Origin of the sequence: Pseudomonas sp. EA_5y_Pfl2_R50, assembly GCF_963970475.1 — a bacterium.
Taxonomy (GTDB): Bacteria; Pseudomonadota; Gammaproteobacteria; order Pseudomonadales; family Pseudomonadaceae; genus Aquipseudomonas.
Map to the genome: position 1 here is coordinate 52,371 of NZ_CAXAPT010000004.1, position 25,585 is coordinate 77,955.

25 protein-coding genes, 1 other RNA gene and 1 pseudogene are annotated in these 25,585 nt (G+C 57.2%); 9 read left to right on the plus strand and 18 right to left on the minus strand.

Annotated features, from left to right (window positions below):
- Positions 1-29 precede the first annotated feature (29 nt).
- Both AACY19_RS08210 and AACY19_RS08215 read left to right on the plus strand, forming a co-directional pair.
- Positions 30-281, plus strand: a complete 252-nt coding sequence (locus AACY19_RS08210) for an acyl carrier protein (RefSeq protein ID WP_339449712.1) — start codon at positions 30-32, stop codon at positions 279-281.
- Positions 282-341: 60 nt separating this feature from the next.
- Positions 342-1,661, plus strand: coding sequence for a tetratricopeptide repeat protein (locus AACY19_RS08215; RefSeq protein ID WP_339449714.1), 1,320 nt, complete (start codon positions 342-344; stop codon positions 1,659-1,661).
- 86 nt (positions 1,662-1,747) lie between these two features.
- Here AACY19_RS08215 and AACY19_RS08220 read toward each other — a convergent pair whose 3' ends face one another.
- The 15 genes and pseudogenes from AACY19_RS08220 to AACY19_RS08290 all read right to left on the minus strand — a co-directional run bounded on the left by AACY19_RS08220 (position 1,748) and on the right by AACY19_RS08290 (position 15,900).
- Entirely contained in the window at positions 1,748-2,704 is a 957-nt protein-coding gene (locus AACY19_RS08220; RefSeq protein WP_339449716.1) for an amidohydrolase family protein, read from the minus strand.
- Positions 2,697-3,299: a gamma carbonic anhydrase family protein gene (locus AACY19_RS08225; RefSeq protein WP_339449718.1), complete on the minus strand. Its 603-nt coding sequence runs from the start codon at positions 3,297-3,299 to the stop codon at positions 2,697-2,699. Before AACY19_RS08225 ends, AACY19_RS08220 begins: the two co-directional genes overlap by 8 nt.
- Before the next feature lie 25 nt (positions 3,300-3,324).
- Complete coding sequence (locus AACY19_RS08230; protein WP_339449720.1) at positions 3,325-4,137, minus strand: class I SAM-dependent methyltransferase; 813 nt, start codon at positions 4,135-4,137, stop codon at positions 3,325-3,327.
- Positions 4,121-4,636, minus strand: coding sequence for a GNAT family N-acetyltransferase (locus AACY19_RS08235; RefSeq protein ID WP_339449722.1), 516 nt, complete (start codon positions 4,634-4,636; stop codon positions 4,121-4,123). The genes AACY19_RS08230 and AACY19_RS08235 overlap by 17 nt, the downstream gene beginning before the upstream one ends.
- Positions 4,637-5,056, minus strand: a complete 420-nt coding sequence (locus tag AACY19_RS08240; protein ID WP_339449724.1) for a hypothetical protein — start codon at positions 5,054-5,056, stop codon at positions 4,637-4,639.
- Positions 5,057-5,266: 210 nt separating this feature from the next.
- On the minus strand, positions 5,267-6,163 hold the full coding sequence (argP, locus tag AACY19_RS08245; RefSeq protein ID WP_339449726.1) for an HTH-type transcriptional regulator ArgP: 897 nt from the start codon (positions 6,161-6,163) through the stop codon (positions 5,267-5,269).
- Positions 6,164-6,696: 533 nt separating this feature from the next.
- Entirely contained in the window at positions 6,697-6,894 is a 198-nt protein-coding gene (locus tag AACY19_RS08250; protein ID WP_339449728.1) for a DUF1737 domain-containing protein, read from the minus strand.
- A 15-nt stretch (positions 6,895-6,909) separates the two neighbouring features.
- A pseudogene (locus tag AACY19_RS08255) lies at positions 6,910-7,308 on the minus strand (hypothetical protein); the annotation flags it as partial.
- A 99-nt stretch (positions 7,309-7,407) separates the two neighbouring features.
- Positions 7,408-7,796, minus strand: a transfer-messenger RNA (tmRNA) gene (ssrA, locus tag AACY19_RS08260).
- 96 nt (positions 7,797-7,892) lie between these two features.
- Positions 7,893-8,171, minus strand: coding sequence for a hypothetical protein (locus tag AACY19_RS08265; RefSeq protein ID WP_076565773.1), 279 nt, complete (start codon positions 8,169-8,171; stop codon positions 7,893-7,895).
- Positions 8,172-8,301: 130 nt separating this feature from the next.
- Positions 8,302-11,112: an FAD-binding and (Fe-S)-binding domain-containing protein gene (locus AACY19_RS08270; protein WP_339449731.1), complete on the minus strand. Its 2,811-nt coding sequence runs from the start codon at positions 11,110-11,112 to the stop codon at positions 8,302-8,304.
- The gene (locus tag AACY19_RS08275) at positions 11,109-11,780 is read right to left on the minus strand and encodes a LutC/YkgG family protein (protein ID WP_339449733.1); all 672 of its coding nucleotides are present in this window, start codon (positions 11,778-11,780) and stop codon (positions 11,109-11,111) included. The genes AACY19_RS08270 and AACY19_RS08275 overlap by 4 nt, the downstream gene beginning before the upstream one ends.
- Complete coding sequence (locus tag AACY19_RS08280) at positions 11,780-13,234, minus strand: LutB/LldF family L-lactate oxidation iron-sulfur protein (RefSeq protein ID WP_339449735.1); 1,455 nt, start codon at positions 13,232-13,234, stop codon at positions 11,780-11,782. The genes AACY19_RS08275 and AACY19_RS08280 overlap by 1 nt, the downstream gene beginning before the upstream one ends.
- Entirely contained in the window at positions 13,231-14,055 is an 825-nt protein-coding gene (locus tag AACY19_RS08285; protein ID WP_339449737.1) for a (Fe-S)-binding protein, read from the minus strand. The genes AACY19_RS08280 and AACY19_RS08285 overlap by 4 nt, the downstream gene beginning before the upstream one ends.
- A gap of 150 nt (positions 14,056-14,205) precedes the next feature.
- Positions 14,206-15,900 (minus strand): lactate permease LctP family transporter, encoded by a 1,695-nt coding sequence (locus tag AACY19_RS08290; protein ID WP_339449739.1) that lies wholly within the window; start codon positions 15,898-15,900, stop codon positions 14,206-14,208.
- A gap of 262 nt (positions 15,901-16,162) precedes the next feature.
- Here AACY19_RS08290 and AACY19_RS08295 point away from each other — a divergent pair, with 262 nt between their 5' ends.
- Positions 16,163-16,930: an FCD domain-containing protein gene (locus tag AACY19_RS08295; protein WP_339449741.1), complete on the plus strand. Its 768-nt coding sequence runs from the start codon at positions 16,163-16,165 to the stop codon at positions 16,928-16,930.
- Positions 16,931-17,020: 90 nt separating this feature from the next.
- Here AACY19_RS08295 and smpB read toward each other — a convergent pair whose 3' ends face one another.
- Positions 17,021-17,503, minus strand: a complete 483-nt coding sequence (smpB, locus tag AACY19_RS08300; RefSeq protein ID WP_007953781.1) for an SsrA-binding protein SmpB — start codon at positions 17,501-17,503, stop codon at positions 17,021-17,023.
- 119 nt (positions 17,504-17,622) lie between these two features.
- On the opposite strand from smpB, the gene AACY19_RS08305 reads away from it, so the two are divergent.
- From AACY19_RS08305 to AACY19_RS08315, 3 genes are read left to right on the plus strand one after another with little or no spacing between them, the layout of a single operon-like run.
- On the plus strand, positions 17,623-19,026 hold the full coding sequence (locus tag AACY19_RS08305) for a sodium-dependent transporter (protein WP_339449743.1): 1,404 nt from the start codon (positions 17,623-17,625) through the stop codon (positions 19,024-19,026).
- Between the two features lie 7 nt (positions 19,027-19,033).
- Positions 19,034-19,468, plus strand: a complete 435-nt coding sequence (locus AACY19_RS08310; RefSeq protein WP_339449745.1) for a type II toxin-antitoxin system RatA family toxin — start codon at positions 19,034-19,036, stop codon at positions 19,466-19,468.
- Positions 19,461-19,775, plus strand: coding sequence for an RnfH family protein (locus AACY19_RS08315; RefSeq protein WP_339449747.1), 315 nt, complete (start codon positions 19,461-19,463; stop codon positions 19,773-19,775). Before AACY19_RS08310 ends, AACY19_RS08315 begins: the two co-directional genes overlap by 8 nt.
- A gap of 60 nt (positions 19,776-19,835) precedes the next feature.
- Here AACY19_RS08315 and AACY19_RS08320 read toward each other — a convergent pair whose 3' ends face one another.
- Complete coding sequence (locus AACY19_RS08320) at positions 19,836-20,363, minus strand: outer membrane protein assembly factor BamE (protein ID WP_339449749.1); 528 nt, start codon at positions 20,361-20,363, stop codon at positions 19,836-19,838.
- 97 nt (positions 20,364-20,460) lie between these two features.
- Between AACY19_RS08320 and fur the strand changes: the two genes are divergently transcribed.
- Positions 20,461-20,865 carry a ferric iron uptake transcriptional regulator gene (gene fur, locus AACY19_RS08325; RefSeq protein ID WP_129388933.1) on the plus strand — a complete coding sequence of 135 codons (405 nt, stop codon included), beginning with the start codon at positions 20,461-20,463 and terminating at the stop codon, positions 20,863-20,865.
- A gap of 75 nt (positions 20,866-20,940) precedes the next feature.
- Here fur and recN read toward each other — a convergent pair whose 3' ends face one another.
- Positions 20,941-22,614, minus strand: coding sequence for a DNA repair protein RecN (recN, locus tag AACY19_RS08330; protein WP_339449753.1), 1,674 nt, complete (start codon positions 22,612-22,614; stop codon positions 20,941-20,943).
- A 240-nt stretch (positions 22,615-22,854) separates the two neighbouring features.
- Between recN and grpE the strand changes: the two genes are divergently transcribed.
- Both grpE and dnaK read left to right on the plus strand, forming a co-directional pair.
- On the plus strand, positions 22,855-23,421 hold the full coding sequence (gene grpE / locus AACY19_RS08335) for a nucleotide exchange factor GrpE (protein WP_339449755.1): 567 nt from the start codon (positions 22,855-22,857) through the stop codon (positions 23,419-23,421).
- Positions 23,422-23,523: 102 nt separating this feature from the next.
- The gene (gene dnaK / locus AACY19_RS08340) at positions 23,524-25,440 is read left to right on the plus strand and encodes a molecular chaperone DnaK (RefSeq protein WP_339449757.1); all 1,917 of its coding nucleotides are present in this window, start codon (positions 23,524-23,526) and stop codon (positions 25,438-25,440) included.
- Positions 25,441-25,585: the final 145 nt, after the last annotated feature.

Below are 25,585 nucleotides of genomic sequence, written 5' to 3' on the forward strand. Positions count from 1 at the left end.
ACTCAAATATCCGCCCTCGGAGGAACGCCATGAACATGCCAACCCAGGAACTTCAATCGCAGACCGACACCAGCCCTTTGCTGGTGATCCACACCATTTGGGCAGAAGTTCTCAAGCAACCAGCGCACAACGATCAAACTGACTTTTTCGATGCCGGAGGCAACTCGATGTTGCTGATTGCGTTGCTGAATCTGATCCATGAGCGACTTGATCGCGAGATCAACCCGGCCGCACTGGTCGACGGTATCAATCCAGCCAGGCTCGCTGAACTGGCGGCCTGAGAATGAACAGGCCCGGGCATTCTCAGTGGACCAGGCAGAGACCGACAGGAAGGATTTTGTATGATCGAGTTCATTGATTCTCGCGGCGTGCCTGTACGAGTGCAGGACGTTGCCGAAGCAGACGAATTGGAGATTGCCCTCACAGGCATTCTTGGGATGGAGTTCGATCCACTTCCATTGCTTCAACAGCGCGAGGTTCGTTGCCCGATTTCTCAATTGATCGAATGCGCCGTCAGGCTGTCGAGCATGGAAGACCGGCAGATCCACCAAGCCACGATGCTCTTGGGCAATCTTGACCAGGCGTTCCTGGATCAACGCGAACAGGGTCACCTGGCAGCCTGCAATCACTGGATAAATCAGGAATATGAACTCGCCCATGTCTGCTGGCGCGAACTGCTGGCTCAACACCCGCGAGACGTGGTGGCGCTGTTCAGCTTGCACATGCTGGAGTTCAACATGGGCTGGACTGAGCGGATGCGCGAAACCATTGTGACGGTAAGACCCTTCTGGGGCGCCGCACATCCTCTGTATGGTTATGTGCGGGGTATCGAAGCCTTTGCCCTGGTGGAAAATGGCGACTACGACGCCGCCAGTGTCGCGGCCGAGTGCGCGTTGGCCATCAATCCCCGGGATATTTACGCAATTCATGCGGCCTGTCATGTGGGGTACGAACGCGGGCACTATGCTCAAACGCTGAAGTGGTTGGACGACACCGAAAGTAATTGGGCCGGCAACCTCTGTATGCGCATCCATTTGTGGTGGCACCACGCGCTGTTCAATCTCTACATGCAGCGCCCGGATGCGGTACTGCAGACCTTCCATCAAAAAATCAGGATCAAGAACGACCCCGACGGGTACGAAGATCTGGACGCCGTCAGCTTACTGTGGCGCTTGTCGCTAACCGGTATCGATGTCTCCGAACTCTGGCAAGAAGTCGCACAGCACTGGATGCCATCAATCGATCAATCGCAGTACTGGTTCAACGACGTTCATTCGATCATGGCGATGGCCAGCTCGAATCACCAGGTATTGGTTCAGCGTATCCTGCGGCGCATTGATGCCACTTACGCCAAAGTCCCGGTTATTGCCAATGTGACACGTACCGTTTGTCGAGGGCTGATTGCCTTCCAGCAAGGTGACTACGACAGCGCTTGGGATTTGTTAAGCAAGATCCTGCCCACGGTACGTGCGATTGGTGGCAGCAATGCACAACGCGATCTACTTGAACTGACTACGATTGAAGCGGCGATACGTGCCCGCCAATTCGACCATGCACGGCAGCTGATCCAGCACGGGCGTAGCTTGCGTCACCCGTCACCCTTCCGTACCTTTTTTGTTGATCGTTTGCAGAACCAGGAACCCGTTCATCTGCGGGCATGACCGAATCGAATCTGTCCCGTGCATTACGTTCCAGGGCGTAATGCACAATGACGCGAGTGATCCCATGAGCGCCTGTCAGCGACGCTTTATGCGTTGCGCGACGCCCCATTCAACAATCGCCGCATGTTCCCGGAAAGAATCAGCCCGGCATCGTGACTGTAGACGGCTTCGCCATGATCCAGGATGAATGAGTGCAGACGTTTGTTGATCGCCTCATGATTGTTGATTGGCCAGTCTGTACCGAAGATGATCTTGTGACTGATTTCACTTTCAAACAATGTCGCCAGTGAGGGCGCGTTACCGCGAGGATCTATCGAGTGCTGGGCGCCGCTTAGATCGAGATAAACATTAGGGCGGTATTTGCATAGCTGGATGCACTGCGCCTGGTCATTGACTGCCCCATGCGCGAGGATGAAAGGGGTGTCTCGATAGCGGTGTGCCGGTTCGTCCACCCACATGGCCTGAGCCTGGGCAAAAGAAAGCGCCGGAGACGTTGGGCCGATGTGCAGCAGTACCGGAAGGCGATAAGCGTTGCAATACTCATAGAAGGGCGCCAGCGCCGGGTCATTGGCTTGGTATCCGCAGGGCGGATAGAGCTTTAAACCCTTGAAGCCGTACTCCTCGATCCCGCGAATGAACAGATCCAGTCCGTCCTTCCCCCAGCGTGGATCTACGCCGGCAAAGACTTCGAAGCGTCCCGGATGACGCTGGAGAATGGCCTGGTGCTCCTGAAACATCTCGTCAATGCTCAGTTCCGTATCCGGCAACGCGAAGGAAAAGTCCGGCAGTAGCAGGACGGAGCGGCTGATCCCGGATCTGTCCATGGCAGCGATCTGCGCATCACCCTGGTGGTCGCAGAGCTCACGCTGAAACTGGTCAATAATCCGGGTTCTGGAAACCGGGAATCCGCTGGCCCGAAGTCTCACCTCGATATTGTCTGCCACGCCTTCAAGGAAACTCAGGGGAGTGAAGTGCGTCGAAGCAATGTGACTATGGCCATCGATAATTGTCAGTCCGCTGGTGCTCTCGGACTCGTCATTCATCGCCCACCCGCTGCTTGCGCAGGAAGCGTGAGTAACGCTCCATCATTTGCCTGACAACACCATTACTGTTGCGGTCGACGCCAAAAACATAGCGGGGGAAATCCAGTTCTTTCTGTACGTTCCAGATCTGCTTGTGCTGGTCGGGGGAAAAGTATTGCGCCGGATCGCCCACGGCGACCCAGCCAATCGGCAGTGTCGCGCCGTCTTCTACCCTGGTTTTGATATGAACCACAGCGTTGATGCGCACCTCCGCGCCTTTGCCAATGCAAGCACCGTTGAAGACCGAGGCGCCGGTCGCGACAAACACTTCATCGTCGATCCTGCAGCCGGTCAAATGAGTGTGCGGCCCCACCATCACATGGTTACCGATGTGGCAATCATCATGGTTCGTGCTGCGAATTACCGCATTTTCCATGATGATGCAGTTCTCCCCGATCATCAGCGTACCCCCTTCTGCAACGAGCATCGCGCCATGGCGTACAACGGTACCAGCACCGATCGAGATGTTGCCTTCCAGGATAGCGCTCGATGCAATCCAGGCCGTGGCGGCGATTTGCTGGCGTACAGCGGAGTTCGGTTCGGCTTTGTCAGGCATACAATGCTCCCGTGATTCCATTCAGTTACTGTTTTTCTCCAGAAACGAAGAATACCCCGATCCCCGCCCAGCCGCCTGGGCTCTCGATACTTTCCTTGATCGCAGCCATTTCACGCTGAGCCTGTTCGAGTTCGGCTTGCGGGATCACTTCCATCTTGTAACCAAAGACCAGGTCACAAAATGCCGTTGCACCAATCAGCGACGTGGACACCAGTAACATGCTGCAGCGGATGTCACTGTAGCCGGTTTGCTCAAGGTAATTTGCCAGCTTGCTGCCCACATGGCGATCACCGCCGCGAGCGGCCTGAGCCCGTGCAACTCGGGCCAGGAAAGATTGCAGCTCGGGAGGTTGAGGCGCTGCGCCGAACCAGCGGTCGTCGATGTCGCAAATGCAGAGTCGTCCACCGATAGCGAGACTCCGGTGAATGTTGCGCAACGCACGCAACGGGTCCGATAAATGCTGGAATACCATCCGCGCATAGCTGAAGTCGTACTGTCCTGGTTCGGTCAGGACGTCGTCATAGAGATTGCATTGACGAACCTGTGCGTCGTTGACTCCCGCGCTGGAGAGCTGCGCACGCGTTTCCTTGATACTGGTTTCATTGCAGTCAAGTGCCAGCAATCGACTGGGAAGTGTACGAAGCGCAATCTGAGTCGTGATTATTCCCGGCCCGCAGCCCACATCCAGCACCCGCTGTCCCTGGGTTAATCCCGCATGCCGGAGGTTATCGAACTCCAGATCCAGTGCGATACCAGCCTGGGATTTCAGGCGCCGCAAGGAATCCTCGTTGTCACGAAAGGTTCCCAATTGATACGACTCGTCAACGATCAAAACCATGAGTGTTCCCTTCCATTTTTTTCTGTAACCAGACTATGTCGACCAGGTTGTTTTCCAGCCTTGCGATCTGAGGAATCCTTACGCGTTCCGAAAATCCCTGCGAAATACATCCGCGGGCGCTGGCGTGGTTTGGCCCCAGAATAATTGCAACCAGCGATTCGAACCCCGCCTCTCGTGCAGAGGCTTCAAGCGCACGCAACAATCGAATACCTACCCCGCGCGCTCTCATGTCACGCCGCACATACACCGCGACTTCAGCCATGGTTTCATCGTCAGGCCGGGCGGAAAACGGCTTCAGAGCCCCCCAGGCAATCGTGTCACCGTTGCTGGACAAATAAACCAGAACGGCAAAACGCCGATTATTTCCGAAATAGGTCAACGCAAACTTTTCAGTGTCGCGTTGTGGGACGTCACAATTGGCAAATACCTTATCCGCAATTGCCTGATTGTAAGTTTCCACCATAGATGGCAAGTCGTCAGGAATGGCCAGGCGAATCATCTAAAATAACTTCCTGTAAAAGACTTGCAGCGTCGAATCTTCTTTGGCTTCAACTGCGCCGCCGAGCATGAAAGGGCTGCTTGAAAACCATGAAGCATGGGTCTTCATATTGCTGTCGACCACACTGATCAACGTATGAACACCCTGTTCCACCCCCTGTGAAGCACACGCCGAAGAAAGAACATCGAATATGCCAGGGCTGCACTCATCGTTAAGACTATGAAGTACCAAATTCATGCTTCCGTCATATCCGGAACGCTCGTGAAAACGAAAATACACGGCCCAACCTAATGGGGTGCCGTCTACCCCGACACAACAATAAGCACCGCCGGGACGGTGGGCGTTGAATGCCTCGGTGACGCATTCATCAGGGGTGGAAAATCGCTGTGCCAGTACTCGCTTCCAAGTGTCGCTGGCCATGCTGTCAGTCAAACATTTCAATAGGGTAACGGGCGACATGAGTTGTGCGTAGTAAGCATGTAGTGCAGTACTTTTCACAATGACGCCCCCGAATCACCTTATCTCGATTTCACCTCATTCTACGCCCAAGCATTCAAGCCGAACGGAGCGTTAGATTTTTTAAAGCGATGCGAGTAACACTTAACAAGCTTGACGTCGTTGAGAAGTCACTCAACCAACTGTGGGCTGAAGGGACTTGCTGGCAGTGTCAATGATCCGTTGGCCCACCAGATCATTGACAACCGAGTGGTTCATCCAGCCATGCCAGTAAAGGGGTTCTCTATAACTGCTTTGCGGCATGAGATTGACCAGTTGTCCGTCCTCCAGAAACGGCGCAGCGATGTCCGCAGGCATCAGTGTGTAGCCGAGGCCGGCCAGTACAGCATCCTGAACCATGGGTAATGACGGCAGATAGTGACAAGGAAAACGCTCGATCGAGACACCGAGCAGCTCACGAAGGAATGCGGTATGGCGCGTGTCGTTGCGCCCCCGGGTGATTGCTGGCGCGTCGAGCAAGGAATGCGCGCCCATGCCTCGGGCCAGGTAGCGGCGCTTATAGGCAGGTGTACTGACGCAGTGGTATTCCATTGCCCCCAATGGATGGACTTCAAAGCCATCAAGCGCATTGGCAACGACCGATACACATCCTTGCACGTCACCGCGTTTGAGGATATTCAAACTAGAGCATCGATCATCTGAGATGATTTCTACGCAAACCTGCTCAGCGCGCATCAGTTCTATCAGTAACGGCGAGAACCATGTATTGAGTGAATCGGGATGTACGCCAATAGCAACTTTTGAACTCATACTGCTTTTGCGAGAAAGCAACTTAAGAACATCATGTTCAAGTGAGCGCAAGGCCGAGACGTGCTGTAGTAAAGCCTGGCCTGCCGGCGTCGGGTGAATGGGCCGTTCTCGAATAATTAAAATGGTTGAAAGAGAGTTTTCCAGCGACTTGATCCGTTGCGAAATAGCGCCACCGGTAATGTTAAGGGCCGATGCTGCACGCTCAAAACTCTTGTATTCTATGACGCAGGCAAATGCTTCCAGCTGTTGGCGATCCAGCATGTCAACCTCCCTGTGAACCAGCGTTAAAAATATTAACAACGCGTGGTCATGAACATCCGTGTACTCATGGCAGTATTGCCATCACATACGTTTCACACTGGCAGTGATCCGAAAGGCCGGACCGATTGACGCAGGAAGACTAATGCAGGGAACGCTGCCCCGGTTGAATCAAGATCGCAAGCTGCCAAATATAATTGACTGTCGTGTTTGTATTCTTTTTTCGATACAAATCCCGCCACTTGCCCTTACAGTCTCATAGTTCTAATGGCTATATTGTTATTCGACATAAAAATAGCCCCTTTGCCCCCTTCAAACAAGCCCCCAAATCTAACGAAATGCAGCGTCCCCTGTCGAAGCAAATGCTTGAGTGGGGCAAAAATCACCTGTCAGTTCGAACAGCGCCTGCGCTGCTTGTCGTTGACAAACTCCCCTCGGGCTTCTTTTGTTTTAGCGAGTAAGCGGATATGACATCCATGATGACGGGGGAGGCCTCATGCCACGACTCAGAGTTCTCAGAGATCGTGAAGCTCCTTTTATTGAGGCAAGCTAATACTCGTAGGCCAGATAACCGCCTGCGCAACGATCACCCGTTCTCCGTTGAACGTGACGGCTGGAGCGCCATGTAGCACATAACCCATTTTCAAGGCATCGCTGACCCGATGGCAGAATGAAGCATCGTCGGGTCCCGTCAGGACTCTATAAACTGGAAGCCCTTCAGGCGGTAGATTCATAAGTCAGTCTCCTCAGCTCAACAGTTCATCGAGGGCTGAACGGAACAACGTTTGCGGATATTGTCATCGAAACGCAGATGAATATCGCTGACATCAGCCGGCAAGGGGAGCGGTGTATCACCACTGACTACCACCAGGATTTGGCTCTGAGTCACTATGCCAACCTTCGCCGGTCGCGACCAGTCGCACGGTCAATGCGTCAGAGGTTTTGCCGTCCTGCACCACTTCGGCAGTCTACTCGCCGTTGTTCAAGGCGAATACCGGCAATGCGTAGTGGTTGATGCCGTTGTTCAATGTCACCGGCACACGTTGTTCGGCGCCGGAGTGGTGGATCACCCGTTTAGCCTTGACCGGTTTCTCGGCCTCACTGAAGGCGAACACATGGAGGTCCGGTTTATCGTCGTTATGGCGCTTGAACTCAAGCTCTCCAGCGCCCAGTAGCGCTTAAATCCTTGGATTTACTGGATTTCAGGCACAAAAAAAGACGTCCGTGGACGTCTTTAGATGATGAAGTGGTGGAGCCGGGGGGATTTGAACCCCCGTCCGCCAGTACTCCGCTGTCGGTACTACATGCGTAGCCGTGTCTATTAAGTTAACCCTCAGCGACCCGACGGGCAGGGTGCTTTGGGCGAGTTGTGTAAGTTTTAGCCGCTTCGTCCACAACGTACTGCACGGCGATTCTGTTCTATATGACAATCATTTTGGGTTTACAGACATCCCCTGATGATTGCTGGACCCGAAGGTACCAGGAGCATTGTCAGCTGCAATTAAGCAGCGAGAGCAACACCGTATTGGTCGTCATTGGCAACTATAAGTAGTTGCAACAGTGGATTTACGACTTCTGTTACCAAGTCGGCATGCACCTAAAGTTTCGCAACCGGCGTCGAATCCTAAACGGCCCCGAACTCATTGCTCAGTACATCTGTTTGAGCAACAAGCCTGTGCAGTGTACGCCAATCGACCGGCAAGGCCAACCCGAAGGTTGGCTGCAGCTTCGATCAGTTGTTGGTGCCGGTGGACTTGCGCAGTTCGACGATGGTCTGCGAGGTTTCCGCGACGCAATCATCGATCTTGCCTTCGGCCTTGAGCGCTTGAGCCTTGCTGACACTGGTCTCGGCGCGCTGGCTCAGTTCCGGGTTCGCTGACAGCTGGCCCTTGGCATTGTTGATGGTCTGGATATTCGCATCGCACAGGTCGGCAGGCTTGTCGGCGGCGAACGAAGTGGAAGCCATCATCGATGCAGTAACGAACAGACCTAACAGTACAGAACGTTTCATGTGTATCTCCTTGAACCGAATGGGTCGAGACTTCGCTGGCCGTCAGGACGGGCAACCGAATGGATTAAAAACCCCGATCAGTCGGGGTTAATCTGTGGACTACGGTCGCGCGCAAGGGTTCTATTTTTCTTCAGCCGGCCTTTGCCCGGGTCACTCGATCCACCAGATAAACCAGCCCGTGATAGTCGATTCCGCCATGTTGCGTCAGGCCGATCTCACAGGTGCGGCTGGTGGAAATGCCCTCGCTGCAATGCTGCACCGCGTCCTTGAGCGTGCGCAGCGAGTGGCTGTTCAGCTCCGGCGTGGTGAAACCTTTGTCGCCGGCGAAGCCGCAGCAATGAATACCTTCCGGAATCACCACGGTCTTGCTGCACCTGCGCGCCAGATCAATCAACGCCTGGCTTTCGCCCAGGTGCTGAGTGCTGCAGGTCACATGCACGGCTATCGGAGCGTCCTGTGGCGTGAAGTCGAGTCGATCAAGAAGATGCATACGAATGAAGCGCACCGGGTCGTACAGATCGAGGCGAACATCGCTGACATCCTGCACCAGTCGCAATGTGCAGGGGCTGGTGTCGCAGTAGATCGGATCAAGCCCTCCGCGACTGGCGTGCAGCAACGCGCTGATCAACTCCTGGCGCTTGTGTTCGGCGTGTTCGGCATAGCCTTTGGAGGCGAAGGGCTGACCGCAGCAGAGGTTGTCCAGATTGTCCGGAAAGACCACTTGGTAACCGGCCTTTTCGAGCAACCCTCGGGTTTTTTCGTACAGCGACATCTGCTCTTTATCACCCGCCGCCGGAGCCATGACCCGCGATACGCACGCCGCCAGATACACCACGCGCGGACGCTCATCGGACACGCTCGGGCTGAAGCGAATGGCCTTCTCCGGCTGCGGCATGGCATTCGTCCACAACGGTACCTGGCCTTTGGACAGACGCGTAATGGTTGCCGAAAGCTTCGCCAGGCGCGGTGCGCCGAGCATCATCCGCGCGCCGTTGGCCACATGCAGGGTGAAGCGTGCGCCTTGCAGGGTCTTGGCGAAATTTCCTTCGATCCAGTCGGCGGTTTTCTGATGCGTCGCGTCTCGGCCCCGCAGCTTTTTCACCAGTTCACCGGTATTGATGCCTACCGGGCAACGTTGTGCGCACAGACCGGTGGCGGCGCAGGTGTCGATGCCTTGGTAGGCATAGGCTTTTTCCAGCTCGGAGGTGTCGATGCCAGCGCGTTTTTTCGCTTGAATATCGCGCCAGATCACGATGCGCTGGCGTGGGCTCAAAGTCAGTCCTTTCGACGGGCAGACCGGTTCACAGAAGCCGCACTCGATGCACTTATCCACAATCTCATCCGCCGCCGGCAGCGGTTTCAGATGCTTGAGGTGAATCTGCGGGTCGTCGCTGAGCACCACGTCCGGGTTGAGAATGCCGTTCGGATCGAGCAGGCGTTTGAGCTGCCACATCAGTTGATAGGCATCGCTGCCCCATTCCAGCTCCACGAACGGCGCCATGTTACGCCCGGTGCCGTGTTCGGCTTTCAGCGAGCCACCGAACTCTACCGCCACCAGTTGCGCGACGTCGTCCATGAACGCTTGATAGCGGGCGACTTCCTCCGGGTTGTTGAAGCCTTGGGTGAAGACAAAGTGCAGATTGCCTTCCAGCGCGTGTCCGAAAAGGATCGCTTCTTCGTAGGCATGTTTGTCGAACAACTCAATCAGGCGATTCACGCCGATGGCCAGTTGTTCGACCGGGAAGGTCACGTCTTCGATGATCACCGTGGTGCCGGTTTTACGCACAGCCCCTACCGCCGGGAAGGTGTCCTTGCGGATTGCCCAGAGTCGAGCGTTTTCAAGCGGGTCTTCGGTGAAGTCGACCTGTTGCTCCACTGGAAAGCCGTTGAGCGACGCCATGATTTGCGCCAGTTGTTCCTGCAGCAACGTGGAGGACGCGGCGCGGGATTCGATGAGCAGCGCGCAAGCATTGTTCGACAGTTGTTGTACGAAAGCGGGCATCCCCGGTTTGTCCTGTACCGAGCGCAGACTGCGGCGATCCAGCAATTCCACCGCTGACACCGGTTGGCTTTTCAGAACGGTGACCGCGTTGCAGCAGGTTTCCACATCCGGGAATACGATCAGCGCCGAAGCCTTGTTCGGGTGATCGATCACCGTGTCGTAAGTCACCGCGCTGATAAAGCCGAGCGTGCCTTCGGAGCCCACCAGCAAGTGGCTCAAGATATCCACAGGCTCATCGAAATCCACCAAGGCGTTGAGTGACAGCCCAGTGGTATTTTTCAGACGATATTTGTGGCGGATTCTTGCAGCCAGTTCGGCATTGGCGCGGGTCTCACGGCCTAAGGTTGCCAGGCGTTCAAGCAAGTCGCCGTGACTGCGGTGAAACGCAGCGACGCTGGCAGCGTCTTCCGTATCGAGGCGCGTGCCATCGGCCAGCACCAGACGAATTCCGGCCAGAGTGTGATAGGTGTTTTGCGCGGTGCCGCAGCACATACCGCTGGCATTGTTGGCGACGATGCCGCCAATCTTGCAAGCGTTGATCGACGCCGGGTCAGGGCCGATTTTGCGCCCGAACGGTGCCAGCCATGCGTTGGCTTGCGCGCCGATCACGCCCGGTTGCAGGCGAATCTGCGTGCCTTGGCCGCGAATTTCGCGCGCGTTCCAGTTATCCCCAAGCACCAGCAAAACCGAATCGCTGATGGCCTGGCCGGACAGGCTGGTGCCGGCCGCGCGGAATGTCACCGGGACGTGATCGCGCTGGGCCAGTTTCAGCAGCGCGACCACTTCGTCTTCAGATTCGACGCGGATCACCAGTTTCGGAATCAGCCGATAAAAACTGGCATCGGTGCCAAACGCCAGGGTCGACAAGGGATCGTCGAAGCGGCGCTCGGCTGGAATCAGTTGTTGCGCATCACGCAGGAAACTCACCGGAAGCGTCATTGGTCCTCCAGGATCAGAACCACCAGGTCTTTGGGGCCGTGGGCGCCGTAAGCCAGCACTTGTTCGATGTCTGCGGTTTTCGAGGGGCCGGACACCAACAACGCGTTAGTCGGCATGCCCTGCGCCCATTCGAACTCTTCCTGCACTTGATAGAAGTTGTCGCGGATTTCGCTGGCCTTGAGCAGGGCGAAATGCACCGGCGGCACCAGGCTCATCAGCCGTGGTTCCTCACGGGTAGGCCAGAGGATCAGGCTGCCGGTGGCGGCAATCGCGCCGAGGGTGCCGGTGAGGCTGGCCGGAGTGTCGTTGAATAGCTCGGCTTTCCATTCTTCCATCGGACGGTCGTAGGACTTCAGCGTCGGCAGGTCAGGATTGTTCGCCCAGTGTTGTGTGATTTTCTGCCCGTGGGCTGTCGTCGGCGCGATCAACAGGCTCGGCAGCTGACGGTCGCGCAACAATTGTGCGAGTAGTACCGGCCATTCTTCGCCCGAGGTCAGGTGGATTTCGGTGTGCACCGCTTCCATCAGTTTGCGCAGTTGCGGGATGCGCTGTTCGGCGCTGTAGGTGTAAGGCTGCGTCACCAGATCGACATCGAAGTTGTCGGCAATCGGTGTGGTGCCGGTCAGACTTTTCCGCAGTTTGCCGAGGATATTTTGCTTGGCACTCATCAGCGGTCTCCCTTTTTGGCCAGATGCTCGCGGGCCATGTCGTGCAGTGAGCGGGCGGCGGGTTTCGGCGCACTGTGGTTTTGTGTCCACGGGCCAACGTTGCCTGGCGTCAGGGCACGCAGGCGCGTGGCGAAGAAAGCGAACAATCGATACAAGGTTGGAGAGCTGTTGAGCTTCGCCCAAGCGTTCCAGATGAAGCGCTCCTTGCGCGAATACTTGCTGCCCTGACCGCGCATCACTTGATGCGGGCTGTCCGGGGCTTTGACGTTTTCTTCGCGCAGACGGCGCAGAATCGCCGGGATAGGGATTTTTACCGGGCATACTTCACCGCAGGCGCCGCACAGCGATGACGCGCTCGGGTGATCCGGGACTTTCGCCAGGCCGACCATGTGTGGGGTGATGATTTTGCCGATGGGGCCCGGGTAAACCTCGCCATAAGTGTGGCCGCCGACGCGGGTGTAGACCGGGCAGTGGTTCATGCAGGCGCCGCAGCGGATGCAATTGAGGGTCTGGCGCAATTCGCTGTCGGCAAACGCCTGACTGCGACCGTTGTCGAGCAGCACCAGATGCACTTCCTGCGGGCCGTCGAGTTCATGTTCCTTGCGCGGGCCGGAGATCATGTTGACGTAAGTGGTGATCGGGATGCCCAGCGCCGAGCGCGTCAGCAGTGACAGCAGCGGCACCACGTCGCGCAGGTTCTCCACGACTTTTTCGATACCGGTGACGGCGATGTGCACCGGCGGCACGGTGGTGGTCATGCGGCCGTTGCCTTCGTTTTCCACCAGCAGCAGGGTGCCGGTTTCGGCCACGGCGAAGTTGACACCGGAGACGCCGATGTCCGCTTCGAAGAATTTCTGCCGCAGGACTCTGCGACCGATCTGAATGAGTTGGTCAACGTCCTTGGTGTATTCCACGCCAAGTTTGTCGTGGAACAAGGACGCGACCTGACCGGCATTCTTGTGGATCGCCGGCATAATGATGTGTGAAGGCTTCTCGTGGTCGAGCTGGACGATGTATTCCCCCATGTCGGACTCCAGACATTCAATGTCTTGAGCCTCGAGGAAATGGTTCATCTCCATCTCTTCGCTGACCATCGATTTGCCCTTGATCACTTGCCGCGCCTCGTGAGCGCGGATGATCGACAGGACGATGCCATTGGCCTCGTCCACCGTTTCCGCCCAGTGCACTGTCACACCGTTGCGGGTCAGGTTCTGTTCCAGTTGCTCGAGCAGGTCGGGCAACTTGGAGAGCGCACGGGCCTTGATCGAATTGCCCAGTGCGCGCAAATGTTCTCTTTCATGGGCATCGCTGAAAGCCGCTGCCCGCTTGACCATCAGTGAATCCATCGCCGTGCGGAAGTTGTTCCGCAACTGCTGATCACCCAAGGCGTAGTGCGCGCGGGTGCGGAAATCTTCTTCTACGGCAACCGTAGGAATAATCGCGGAGGTGCTCATTGCGCACCTCCGGTTCGTTGCCACAGAAAACTGGCGAGATGTTGCCCGCGCAGCGCTTCTTTTTGTTTCTCCAATGCGCCGTTGATGTTCATCAAACAGCCACAGTCGGCACTCAATACCTGATGCGCGCCGGAGTCCTTTAACGCTTTGGTCTTGTCAGCCACCATCGCGCCGGAAATGTCTGGCATACGGACGCTGAATGTCCCACCGAAGCCACAGCATTCGCTCTCATGGTCATGATTGACCCGTTCCACGTTGCTCAACTGCGCCAGCAACTCGCGACCGTGCAGGTGGGTGTTCATTTCGCGACGTGCCGAACACGACGTGTGCAGCGCGACTTTGACCGGTTCGCCGCTGTCCTCGAGCTGCACCTTGCAGACGAACAGCAGAAACTCGGCCAGTTCATAAGTGCGGGCCGCGAGCGCCTGAACCTGTTGCAACGTTTCCGGCTCGTCCTTGAACAAATCGGCGTAATGCTCGCGCAACATGCCGGCACAGGAGCCCGACGGCACCACCACCGGATAATCCCCGGCAAACAGCGCCAGTTGCGAGCGCGCTACCGTCCGTGCCTGCTCGGTGTAACCCGAGGTGTAGGCCGGTTGGCCGCAGCAGCTCTGACCTTGCGGATACTCGACCCGGATGCCTTCGCGTTCCAGCAAGTGAATCGCGTCCATCCCGGCTTCGGGGTAGAACAGGTCGACCACACACGTGCCGAACAGGTAGACCCGCGACGGTTTCTCGCTGGGGTATTGCCGAGGTTCGGGCAGTGGCGGTGCCACGCGGGTCGCGTTCGGCACGGCGTTGTAAAAAAGCTCGCTCATCAGGCGTGTCTCCGGGTGGGCCCGGTTATCCGTCTGTGGCGGCTGCTGAATATAAAGAGCGTTGCTTTCAGCAGCCTTACAGACCGGGTTGTGAGTTGCTGACGCCGGTATCACCCACCGGCGTCGGTTTTTTCCGTGTTGCGTGCAGGTTTAGTGCACCAGCATGCCGGTGAGCCAGTAGGCCTGAGCCAAGGTGATCAGACCGACGATCGTTGCAAAGAATAGGCTGTGCTTGAGGGTGAAGCGGAACAGATCCGATTCCTTGCCAACCAGCCCGGTCGCGGCGCAGGCCACGGCAATCGATTGTGGCGAGATCATCTTGCCGGTCACGCCGCCGCTGGTGTTCGCCGCTACCAGCAAGGTGTCGTTGACACCGATCTGGTGCGCAGTGGTCGCCTGCAGCGAACTGAACAGGGCGTTGGACGAGGTATCGGAACCGGTCAGGAACACGCCGAGCCAGCCAAGGAACGGCGAGAAGAACGGGAACGCCGCACCCGTACCGGCCAATACCAGAGCCATGGTCGAAGACATGCCGGAGTAGTTGGTGACGAAGGCGAAGGCCAGCACCATGCCAATCGACAGGATCGGCCAGCGCAGTTCGTAGAAGGTCTCTTTCAAAGTGGTCAGACCAGTTTTGAGGTTGATCTTCAGCACCAGCATCGAGATCAGTGCGGAGAAGAAAATCGCCGTACCGGTCGCGGAAATCGGATCAAGCTTGAACACGGCAGGGATAGCCGTTGGGGTTGCCACAATCGGTGCGGTCTTGATCACCAGTTGATCCAGGTGCGGAATCGCGAAGTTGAACACCCAGCTGTACATCGAGCCGCCGGCGGCGAACATCGCTTTGAAAGGTTTCAGCGTCCAGATGGTCACCAGCACCGTGAGAATGAGGAACGGCGACCAGGCTTTGAAAATTTCCCCGAGGCTGTAAGGCGAAGCCACGGTTGTGCGCTTTTGGCCGAAACCGCCGACGCTGGCTGTCACCACCGACGCAGAAACGGCACCGGCAATGTGTTGGCCGGCGGCGCGTTTTGGCTGCCAGACTTTCAGGAACAGGGTCAGGGAAATCAGGCTGGCCAAGGCCGAGGTGATGTCCGGCAGTTCCGGGCCGATGAAGTTCGAGGTGAAGTACTGGGTGATGGCAAAGCTCAGACCCGCCACCAGTGCAGCCGGCCAGGTTTCCCGCACACCGCGCAGGCCGTCCATCATGAACACCAGCCAGAACGGCACGAACAGTGACAGCAGCGGCAGTTGACGGCCGGTCATGGCGCCGATTTTGAACGCGTCGATGCCGGTGACCTGGCCTGCGACGATGATCGGAATTCCCAATGCGCCAAAGGCTACCGGTGCGGTGTTGGCGATCAGGCACAGGCCTGCGGCGTACAGCGGATTGAAGCCCAGTCCTACAAGCAGCGCGGCGGTAATCGCCACCGGTGCGCCGAACCCGGCGGCACCTTCCAGGAAGGCACCGAAGCAGAAGCCGATCAGCAGCACTTGCAGGCGCTGGTCGTCAGTGATCGATAGCACCGAACTGCGGATGACTTCGAACTGACCACTCTTCACCGTCAGTTTGTAGAGGAATACCGCTGCCACAATGATCCAGGCAATCGGCCACAGACCGTAGGCGAAACCATAACCGGCGGCGGCGAAGGCCATGTCGACCGGCATCTGGAACGCGAAGATCGCCACGGCAATCGACAGGGCGAGTGTGATGCTCCCGGCCACATGGCCTTTGAGGCGGAACACCGCCAGCGCGAGGAAAAAGAACACGATGGGGATGACGGCCGCGAGTGCGGACACGCCGAGACTGCCGAGCGGGCTGTAGAGCTGTTGCCAGGTTTGCATATGGGGTGGCCCCTAATTGTTGTTGGTCAGGCACTGTCAGCGTTCTTGGATAATTGGTAAGACCAATTTACAATCGCTGTTGGCTAGGGTAAAAGCCTTGGTATCGGTGTGTCAATTTGCCGCGCTAAAACTTTTGTCGAGCAAGCGGTGCAGATCGCATCTGATCCGGTGCGGGCAGGTGTCGTCAGGTAGGTGTCGCCAAGGCGCCGATAGGCCAGAATAGAGAGCCCGGCGAGCGGTCGGGATCGTGGAGAAATGAGTTATGGGGTTTGATCAGATTCGGCAGCGCCGTTTGTCTGACGATATCGTCGAGCGCCTTGAGGGGATGATCCTTGAGGGCACGCTGAAGTCCGGTGAGCGGTTGCCGGCGGAGCGCACGCTGGCCGAACAATTTGGCGTGTCACGGCCGTCGTTGCGTGAGGCAATTCAGAAACTGGCGGCGAAAGGCCTGCTGGTCAGCCGGCAGGGCGGCGGCAATTATGTGGTCGAGAGCCTGGGCTCAACGTTCAGTGATCCACTGTTGCACTTGCTCGAAAGTAACCCCGAGGCACAGCGTGATTTGCTGGAATTTCGGCACACTCTGGAGGCTTCGTGCGCCTATTACGCAGCATTGCGCGCGACGGATGTTGATCGCGAGCGGCTGACGGCGGCGTTTGAAGAATTGCAGGATTGCTATTCGCGTCATGACGATGTCAGTCGGGTGGAGGAGGGCGCGGCGGATGCGAAATTCCATCTGGCGATTGCCGAAGCCAGTCACAACGCGGTGTTGCTGCACACCATTCGTGGTTTGTTCGATCTGCTTAAGCGCAACGTCGTGACCAACATTGGCGGTATGTACAAGCAGCGCACGGAAACCCGGGACATGCTGATCACTCAGCACCGGGAATTGTATCTGGCGATTATCGAAGGTCGCGCAGAGCAGGCACGGGAAGTGTCCAGCCGACACATTTTGTATGTGCAGGAAGTGCTGGAAGAGGTGCGACAGGAGGTTCAGCGCATGGCCCGGGCGGAGCGGCGCAAGGGGATGTGATCAGTTATTTCTGTGTTGATGCTGCAATAGCGTTCGCGAGCAGGTGGACATGTCGCACCTGCTCGCGAATGTGCTCTAGGGCAGAAGACGTCAGTCTTCCTTGCCCTTGTTGCGCACAGCGCGCTGCAGTTCACGACCGGCATCGCGCTCGCGCTCGGTGTCACGCTTGTCGTATTCCTTCTTGCCCTTGCCCAGAGCAATCTCGCACTTGACCATGTGCTTGCTCCAGTACCAGGACAGGCAGACACAGGCGTAACCCTTTTGCTGCACAGCGGCGGCGAGTTTATCCAGCTCGCGGCGGTTGAGCAGCAGTTTGCGTGTGCGCACCGGGTCGGCGATGACGTGGGTACTAGCGGTCATCAGAGGCGTGATGTGGCTGCCGAGCAACCATGCTTCGCCATCCTTGAGCAGGACATAGCTGTCGACCAGCTGTAGCTTGCTTGCCCGCAGACTTTTTACTTCCCAGCCGGCCAGGACCAGACCAGCCTCGAACTTATGCTCGATGAAGTAATCGTGTCGCGCCTTTTTGTTCTGCGCGATGGTCCCTGTTGGGTGTTTCTTCTGTTTAGCCATAGGGGCGGCATTATATGGAGTTGTTCGGCTGTCGGCTACGGTGATGCTGCGTGCTTGAGCAGGTTGAGTGAATCCCGGACAATGCGGCCTCTTTTTCTAACGCTTGGGCGTGATAAACGATGTCGACAGACAAGGTTTCTGTCCACGGCAGTTGGGCTAGCCGCTGGGTTTTCATATTCGCCGCGACCGGTTCGGCCGTGGGCTTGGGCAGCATCTGGAAGTTCCCCTATATGGTCGGGGTCTACGGTGGCGGCGCCTTTGTGCTGATGTTTCTGGCCTGTATCGCTCTGATCGGCATTCCGGTGATGCTCGCCGAAACCCTGATCGGCCGGCGTGCACGGCAGAGCCCGGCGAATGCCTTGAAGGTGCTGGCGCTCGAGGCGGGGCACTCGCCCAAGTGGTCGTGGGGCGCATTTGCCGGAATGATCACGGCGCTGCTGATCCTGTCTTTCTATAGCGTCGTCGGCGGCTGGTCGCTGGATTACATCATCGATATGGGGCGCGGTGATTTCCAGGGGGCGACGGCTGATCAGGTCGGCGCTTACTTCGGCAAAGTCATCTCCGACCCTTGGCGCCTGACACTTTGGCACACGATTTTTATGCTGCTGTCGGCCATCGTGATCGCCAAAGGCGTGGTCGCCGGGCTTGAGCGTAGCCTGCGGATCATGATGCCGCTGCTGTTCGTGATGATTCTGGTGCTGCTGGGTTACAGCATGACCACCGGGCATTTCATGGAAGGCGTGCACTTCATGTTCGACTTCCACCCGGAGAAAGTCCTCGACGGCTTGTTGCCTGCGATGGGGCACGCGTTCTTCTCGCTGAGCGTGGGCGTCGGCTCGATCATGATCTACGGCGCTTACATGCCGAAGAGTTCGTCGTTGTCGGGCACGGTTGTCGGTGTGGCACTGCTCGATACCTTTGTTTCGCTGATCGCCGGTCTCGCGTTGTTCCCTATTGTGTTCGCCGGAGGCCTGAACCCTAGCGAAGGACCTGGCCTGATGTTCGTCAGCCTGCCATTTGCGTTTGGTAACGTGGCTTTCGGTCAGTTGATGGGCGTGGTGTTCTTTGTTCTGGTAGCAATTGCGGCATGGAGTTCGGCGATTTCCCTGCTGGAACCGATGGTTGCCTATCTGGTTGAACGCACTAAAGTCAGGCGCGCCTGGGTGACTTTCTGGCTTGCTTTCACCTGCTGGTTCGTCGGTCTGGGCACGGTGTTCTCCTTCAATATCTGGAAGGAAGCCAAATTTTTCGTGAACGAAGGCGGGATGTTCCATCTCTACCAATGGGGGGCGAAGAGCGGCCTGGACTTCTTCGGCGTGATCGACTTCTTCACTTCGCGGATCATGTTGCCGCTTGGCGGCCTGTGCTTCGTGCTGTTTGCCGGTTGGGTGATGGGGCGTGAGGCGGTGCGTGACGAATTGGCGATCCGTAATCCCATGCTGTTTGCCCTGTCGCTATTCTTGATGCGCTACGTGGCGCCTATCGGCATTCTTGTGGTGTTTGCCACCCAGCTCTGGAAGTAACACTTACATGACGACACATATTCAACGATCAGCGCTGCTGCCATACCCGGCACAGTTTCTCTACGACCTGGTCAACGACGTGGCGCGTTATCCGGAATTCCTGCCTTGGTGTTCGGCCGCAGAAGTGCTGGAGAGCTCGTCGGAGCATATGCGTGCCAGAGTCGGCGTGGCCAAGGGCGGTCTCAGTCAGCACTTCGTCACACGCAATACCTTGGTGCCCGGCCAGTCCATCGAAATGAATCTGGAGGAAGGCCCCTTCAACCAGTTGCACGGCGTCTGGGTATTCAAGGCGTTGAACGAGAAGGCTTGCAAGATCAGCCTGGATCTATCGTTCGACTATTCGGGGCCGCTGGTGCGAGCTACGTTGGGACCGTTGTTCAACCAGGCGGCCAATACGCTGGTGGATGCGTTCTGCCAACGTGCCAAGCAAATGCATGGTTGAGCCGGTGATCGAGATAGAGGTCGTTTACGCGGCCGTTGATCGCCAGATTTTGCGCGTTGTCCGTGTGACGTCGGGGGCGACGGTTCGGGCGGCGGTGATTGCGTCGGGTATTGCTAGCGAGTTTCCCGAACTGAATCTGGCCGAGTTTCCGCTGGGCATCTTCGGCAAAGTGGTTGCTGACCCGGATGCGCGGGTGATTCAGGTGGGGGATCGCATCGAGATTTACCGGCCATTACTTGCCGATCCGAAAGAAGTTCGGCGTTTGCGGGCAGCGAAGGCCGCTGAGGCCAAGGCGCGAAACCCGTAAAAAGCCAGATGCCAGAGAATAAAAAACCCGGAATTTCCGGGTTTTTTATTGCATCGCAAATTATTGCGGCGTGGTGTCCAGCGGCTCCGGCGTCGGAACCGGAACGGTTTCTACACCATCCACGTCCTTCTGGATCTGATCCAGCAAGGAGCCTGGCTTGACCGGTTTTTCCGGCGCTGGCTTCTCGGTGTTTTCAACAGGAGCGGTCACGCTAGTGCCACTGTCCTTACCGAGAATGGCTTCATCACGGCTTACGCCCGGCATGAAGTCACCGGACAAGCTGACAAGCTGGTCGTTTGAGTTGAAGATAACGCTGACGCGTTCCTGTTGGCGTTCACCACCACCCGGTTGCAGGCTATACAGGTAATCCCAGCGATCGGCATGGAACGTGTCGGTCAGCAGGGGGTTGCCCATGATAAACCGTACTTGCGGCCGGGTCATTCCCGGGCGTAACTGGTCTATCATATCCTGCGTGACGACATTGCCCTGCTGGATGTCGATTTTGTAAACCCCGGGGAATGAACAACCGGCGAGTGCGAGCAGTCCCACAAAGGTGAAACTGGTTAGCAAGAGCTTGGTGTTTTGCATCGGTGGGCGACTTCCACTATCTTGGCTGGGACAACGTAAACGCCGATCATACCCGCATTAAGAGAAGCTGCGAAGCAGCATCGCGAGAAAGCTGACCATGGTTGAAAATAGCGAACTACGCAAAGCCGGCCTCAAAGTGACCCTGCCACGGGTCAAGATCCTGCAAATGCTCGACTCCACCGAGCAGCGCCACATGAGTGCCGAGGACGTCTACAAGGCGTTGATGGAAGCTGGTGAGGATGTCGGTCTGGCCACGGTTTACCGTGTTCTGACCCAGTTCGAAGCGGCTGGCCTAGTGGTCCGTCACAACTTCGACGGCGGCCACGCGGTCTTCGAATTGGCCGATGGCGGTCACCACGACCATATGGTCGATGTGGAGACCGGCGAGGTTGTCGAATTCGTCAGCCCGGAAATCGAAAAGCTCCAGAAGGCAATCGCCGATGAGCACGGTGTCGAGTTGGTGGATCACAACCTGGTGCTGTACATCCGCAAGAAAAAGTAAGCATGTCGCGCGAACTTCAGGTTTGCGAAACGAACGAAGGCGACCTCAGGGTCGCCTTCGTGCTTTCTGCTTTGCTTAAGCCTTTGCCGTAACGACCATCTTTTTGGCGTGTGCCAGGGATTCCTTGGTGAGGTCGATACCGCCGAGCATCCGCGCAACTTCCTCAATGCGCTCGTTCTTGCTCAGCCTGGACACGGCGGTGTGCGTTGCCTGTTCGCCGCGTACCTTGTGGACGAACAGATGCTGGTGCCCCTGCGCAGCCACTTGCGGCAAGTGTGTCACGGTCAGAACCTGCCCGCGTTCACCGAGACGGCGCAGCAATTGGCCGACGATTTCAGCCGTCGGGCCGCCAATACCCACGTCCACTTCGTCGAACACCAGTGTCGGTACCCGAGAGGTTTGCGCGGTGATTACCTGAATCGCCAGGCTGATCCGCGACAGTTCACCGCCGGAGGCGACTTTCGCCAGCGCCTTCAGGGGCTGACCCGGGTTGGCGCTGACCAGCAATTCAACTTGCTCCAGTCCGTTAGGCAGAAGCTCGTCGCTGCCATTGGCGCGCAACTCAATGGTGAAACGACCTCCGGGCATGCCCAGGCGCTGAATCTCCTGTTCGACCGCGCTGGCGAGGCTGCCGGCCGCCTGGTGGCGCAAATCGCTCAGCTCCCGAGCCTTTTCCTGATAGTGGCGTGCATAAGAGGCCAGTTCTTCGCCCAGGCGTTCGATGGATTCGTCATTGGCATTGAGTGTTTCGATCTCATCCAGCAACTTCTGCTGCATTTCCCCGACTTCCGTTGGTTGAATACGGTGTTTGCGCGCCAAGGTATAGATGGCGTCGAGGCGCTCTTCGAGATATTGCAGGCGCGCCGGATCGGCGTCGAAGTTGTCGAGGAAGCGGTTGAGTTCGCCGACAGCCTCTTCTACCTGGATCTGCGCGCTGGTCAGCAGGCTGCTGGCTTCACCCAGTGCGCCGACCGAGGTATTCACGCTCGAAAGACGATTGAGGCTGGCGGTCAGCGCGTTCAGGACATTGCCGGAATCGCTTTCGCTGCATTGCTCCACCACTTGCCGACAAATGCCAAGCAGGGTTTCGGCGTTGGTCAGATTTTTGTGTTCCTGCTCCAGTTGCTCCAGTTCGTTATCACCGAGACCGAGGTTTTCGAGTTCCTCGAGCTGGTAGCTCAGCAGTTGATGGCGGGCGCGTTGTTCGTCGCCGGAGTTGGAGAGACGCTCCAGTTCCTGGCGAGTCTGCCGCCAGCGCTGAGCCGCGAGCTGAACCTGTCGGGCAAGATCGGTGGCGCCGGCATATTCGTCGAGCAGGCGGCGATGGGTGTCGGTTTTCAGCAAGGACTGGTGTTCGTGCTGGCTGTGAATATCGATCAGCAGTTCGCCGAGGGACTTGAGGTCGCCAAGCGGGCAGGGCGTGCCGTTGATATAGCCACGTGAACGTCCTTCGGAGGTAATGACCCGACGCAGGATGCACGGGCCGTCGATGTCCAGATCGCGCTCGGCCAGCCAGGCGCTGGCTTCGGGGATATCGACCAGATCGAAGGTCGCGAGGATATCGGCCTTGTCGGCGCCGGGACGCACCACACCGCTGTCGGCGCGATCACCGAGAGTAAGGCCAAGCGCATCGAGCATGATCGACTTGCCGGCGCCGGTTTCACCCGTGATCACGCTCATCCCGCGATCAAGTTCGAGATCGAGATGTTCAACGATGGCGTAGTTATGTACGGACAGGTGCACCAGCATAAAGGCCGCTCCCAAGCTAAAGGTCTGGTTATTTATACAGTGTTTTGTTTCGCGCTGACAATGCCCTTTCTTAGCTCGATTTGCTTGAACCGACAATCTGCTTAGCGCATCGAGGAATGAGGATTCGACACTTTTTTGTAGGGTTAATGTTTGAAGGCCCTTGAAGCCTGATTTTGCGGCCCCATATATCGGGGCAGAAGCGCGAGTCAGGCTCGCGGACGAAATTGAAAGGAGAATTCTATGGCTGACGAACAGACAGTAGATACGCAAAACCCAGAAGCCAATCAGGCGCCCGAAGGTTCGGGTGATGACCTGGCGACCCGTGTGCAAGTGCTCGAAGAGCAATTGGCCGCCGCGCAGGATCAATCTCTGCGTGTAGCTGCCGATCTGCAGAACGTCCGTCGCCGTGCCGAACAGGACGTTGAAAAGGCGCACAAGTTTGCCCTGGAAAAATTCGCCAGCGACCTGTTGCCGATTGTCGACAGTCTGGAGCGCGGCCTTGAGCTGTCGAACCCGGACGACGAAAGCATTCGTCCGATGCGCGAAGGCATCGAGCTGACCCTGAAGATGTTCCACGACACCCTCAAGCGTTATCAGCTTGAAGCGATCGATCCGCATGGCGAACCGTTCAACGCCGTTCACCATCAGGCGATGGCCATGCAGGAAAGCGCTGACGTCGAGCCGAACAGTGTTCTGAAGGTTTTCCAGAAGGGTTACCAGCTCAATGGTCGCTTGCTGCGTCCGGCAATGGTCGTGGTCAGCAAGGCACCTGCGCCGGTTTCGCCTTCGATTGACGAGCAGGCTTGAAATCCGCCGCAAGGCCCCCATTTATAAGTCAAGCGTTTAAGTATTACCGCAGTTAGCCACCACTGCTGCGGCAACAAAATCCAAAGTTTCGGGAGAGTTAACATGGGCAAAATTATCGGTATCGACCTGGGGACCACCAACTCCTGCGTCTCCGTGCTGGAAAACGGCAAAGCAAAAGTTATCGAAAACGCTGAAGGCGCGCGTACCACGCCGTCGATCATCGCTTACGCCAACGATGGCGAAATTCTGGTAGGTCAGTCGGCCAAGCGTCAGGCTGTGACCAATCCGCACAACACTCTGTACGCGGTAAAGCGTCTGATCGGTCGTCGTTTCGACGAAGAAGTTGTGCAGAAAGATATCCAGATGGTCCCTTACAAGATCGTCAAGGCCGAAAACAACGACGCTTGGGTTGAAGTGAACGGCCAGAAAATGGCCCCGCCACAGATCTCGGCTGAAATTCTGAAGAAAATGAAGAAGACCGCCGAAGACTACCTCGGCGAGCCAGTGACCGAAGCGGTGATCACCGTTCCGGCCTACTTCAACGACAGCCAGCGTCAGGCGACCAAAGACGCCGGCCGCATCGCGGGTCTGGACGTAAAACGTATCATCAACGAACCAACCGCAGCTGCTCTGGCTTACGGTATGGACAAGGCCAAGGGCGATCACACCGTGATCGTTTATGACCTGGGTGGCGGTACTTTCGACGTTTCCGTGATCGAGATCGCTGAAGTTGATGGCGAGCACCAGTTCGAAGTACTGGCCACCAACGGTGACACGTTCCTCGGCGGTGAAGACTTCGACATTCGTCTGATCGACTACCTCGTTGACGAATTCAAGAAAGAAAGCGGCATGAACCTCAAAGGTGATCCGCTGGCCATGCAGCGCCTGAAAGAGGCTGCCGAGAAAGCCAAGATCGAGCTGTCTTCCGCTCAGTCGACCGACGTCAACCTGCCGTACATCACTGCAGACGCCACCGGTCCTAAGCACCTGAACGTGAAAATCTCGCGTGCCAAGCTCGAAGCACTGGTTGAAGACCTGGTTCAGCGCACCATCGAACCTTGCCGCATCGCCATGAAAGACGCGGGTCTGGACGTTGGCGCGATCAACGACGTGATCCTGGTTGGCGGTCAGACCCGTATGCCGCTGGTACAGAAGCTGGTTACCGATTTCTTCGGTAAAGAAGCTCGTAAAGACGTGAACCCGGACGAAGCGGTGGCCATGGGTGCCGCGATTCAGGGCGCTGTTCTGGCCGGTGACGTGAAGGACGTTTTGCTGCTCGACGTCAGCCCGCTGACCCTGGGTATCGAAACCATGGGTGGCGTGATGACCGCGCTGATCGAGAAAAACACCACGATTCCTACCAAGAAATCGCAAGTGTTCTCGACTGCCGACGACAACCAGGGTGCTGTGACCATTCACGTTCTGCAGGGCGAGCGTAAGCAAGCCGCTCAGAACAAGTCCCTGGGCAAGTTCGACCTGGCTGACATTCCACCTGCTCCACGTGGCGTGCCGCAGATCGAAGTGACCTTCGACATCGACGCTAACGGCATCCTGCACGTTGGTGCGAAAGACAAGGCGACCGGCAAGACTCAGTCGATCGTGATCAAGGCCAACTCCGGTCTGTCCGACGAAGAAATCGAGCGCATGGTGCGTGATGCCGAGGCAAATGCCGAGGAAGACCGCAAGTTCGAAGAGCTGGCCGCTGCCCGCAACCAGGGCGACGCACTGGTTCACTCGACTCGCAAAATGATCGCTGACGCGGGCGACAAGGTCACCGCCGAAGAGAAAGCTGCGATTGAAGCTGCTGTGGTTGCTCTGGAAGCCGCTGTAAAAGGCGACGACAAGGCTGCCATCGAAGCCAAAGTTGAAGAGCTGTCGAAAGTCTCGGCGCCGGTTGCCCAGAAGATGTACGCCGAACAGGCTCAGCCTGCTGAAGGCGCGGCACCGCACGACGAGAAAGCTGAAAAGGCTGACGATGTTGTCGAGGCCGAGTTCGAAGAAGTCAAAGACCACAAGTAAGTTGTTGGTCGGCCGGTTGACTGCCTTTAGGCGGTGGCTGGTAGGATGTCGCCGCGCGGGAGCTAGCTCCCGCGTTGGCGTATCTGGAATACGCGAATTTTTACAGCGTGCGACAACGTTCGGATGCTGGCGGTATGGCTGAAGA

Excerpts from the sequence above, each read along its gene's own strand:
- AACY19_RS08210 (WP_339449712.1), top strand. The coding sequence starts at position 30 with ATGAACATGCCAACCCAGGAACTTCAATCGCAGACCGACACCAGCCCT.
- AACY19_RS08215 (WP_339449714.1), top strand. The coding sequence starts at position 342 with ATGATCGAGTTCATTGATTCTCGCGGCGTGCCTGTACGAGTGCAGGAC.
- AACY19_RS08220 (WP_339449716.1), bottom strand. The coding sequence starts at position 2,704 with ATGAATGACGAGTCCGAGAGCACCAGCGGACTGACAATTATCGATGGC.
- AACY19_RS08225 (WP_339449718.1), bottom strand. The coding sequence starts at position 3,299 with ATGCCTGACAAAGCCGAACCGAACTCCGCTGTACGCCAGCAAATCGCC.
- AACY19_RS08230 (WP_339449720.1), bottom strand. The coding sequence starts at position 4,137 with ATGGTTTTGATCGTTGACGAGTCGTATCAATTGGGAACCTTTCGTGAC.
- AACY19_RS08235 (WP_339449722.1), bottom strand. The coding sequence starts at position 4,636 with ATGATTCGCCTGGCCATTCCTGACGACTTGCCATCTATGGTGGAAACT.
- AACY19_RS08240 (WP_339449724.1), bottom strand. The coding sequence starts at position 5,056 with ATGGCCAGCGACACTTGGAAGCGAGTACTGGCACAGCGATTTTCCACC.
- argP (WP_339449726.1), bottom strand. The coding sequence starts at position 6,163 with ATGCTGGATCGCCAACAGCTGGAAGCATTTGCCTGCGTCATAGAATAC.
- AACY19_RS08250 (WP_339449728.1), bottom strand. The coding sequence starts at position 6,894 with ATGAATCTACCGCCTGAAGGGCTTCCAGTTTATAGAGTCCTGACGGGA.
- AACY19_RS08265 (WP_076565773.1), bottom strand. The coding sequence starts at position 8,171 with ATGAAACGTTCTGTACTGTTAGGTCTGTTCGTTACTGCATCGATGATG.
- AACY19_RS08270 (WP_339449731.1), bottom strand. The coding sequence starts at position 11,112 with ATGACGCTTCCGGTGAGTTTCCTGCGTGATGCGCAACAACTGATTCCA.
- AACY19_RS08275 (WP_339449733.1), bottom strand. The coding sequence starts at position 11,780 with ATGAGTGCCAAGCAAAATATCCTCGGCAAACTGCGGAAAAGTCTGACC.
- AACY19_RS08280 (WP_339449735.1), bottom strand. The coding sequence starts at position 13,234 with ATGAGCACCTCCGCGATTATTCCTACGGTTGCCGTAGAAGAAGATTTC.
- AACY19_RS08285 (WP_339449737.1), bottom strand. The coding sequence starts at position 14,055 with ATGAGCGAGCTTTTTTACAACGCCGTGCCGAACGCGACCCGCGTGGCA.
- AACY19_RS08290 (WP_339449739.1), bottom strand. The coding sequence starts at position 15,900 with ATGCAAACCTGGCAACAGCTCTACAGCCCGCTCGGCAGTCTCGGCGTG.
- AACY19_RS08295 (WP_339449741.1), top strand. The coding sequence starts at position 16,163 with ATGGGGTTTGATCAGATTCGGCAGCGCCGTTTGTCTGACGATATCGTC.
- smpB (WP_007953781.1), bottom strand. The coding sequence starts at position 17,503 with ATGGCTAAACAGAAGAAACACCCAACAGGGACCATCGCGCAGAACAAA.
- AACY19_RS08305 (WP_339449743.1), top strand. The coding sequence starts at position 17,623 with ATGTCGACAGACAAGGTTTCTGTCCACGGCAGTTGGGCTAGCCGCTGG.
- AACY19_RS08310 (WP_339449745.1), top strand. The coding sequence starts at position 19,034 with ATGACGACACATATTCAACGATCAGCGCTGCTGCCATACCCGGCACAG.
- AACY19_RS08315 (WP_339449747.1), top strand. The coding sequence starts at position 19,461 with ATGGTTGAGCCGGTGATCGAGATAGAGGTCGTTTACGCGGCCGTTGAT.
- AACY19_RS08320 (WP_339449749.1), bottom strand. The coding sequence starts at position 20,363 with ATGCAAAACACCAAGCTCTTGCTAACCAGTTTCACCTTTGTGGGACTG.
- fur (WP_129388933.1), top strand. The coding sequence starts at position 20,461 with ATGGTTGAAAATAGCGAACTACGCAAAGCCGGCCTCAAAGTGACCCTG.
- recN (WP_339449753.1), bottom strand. The coding sequence starts at position 22,614 with ATGCTGGTGCACCTGTCCGTACATAACTACGCCATCGTTGAACATCTC.
- grpE (WP_339449755.1), top strand. The coding sequence starts at position 22,855 with ATGGCTGACGAACAGACAGTAGATACGCAAAACCCAGAAGCCAATCAG.
- dnaK (WP_339449757.1), top strand. The coding sequence starts at position 23,524 with ATGGGCAAAATTATCGGTATCGACCTGGGGACCACCAACTCCTGCGTC.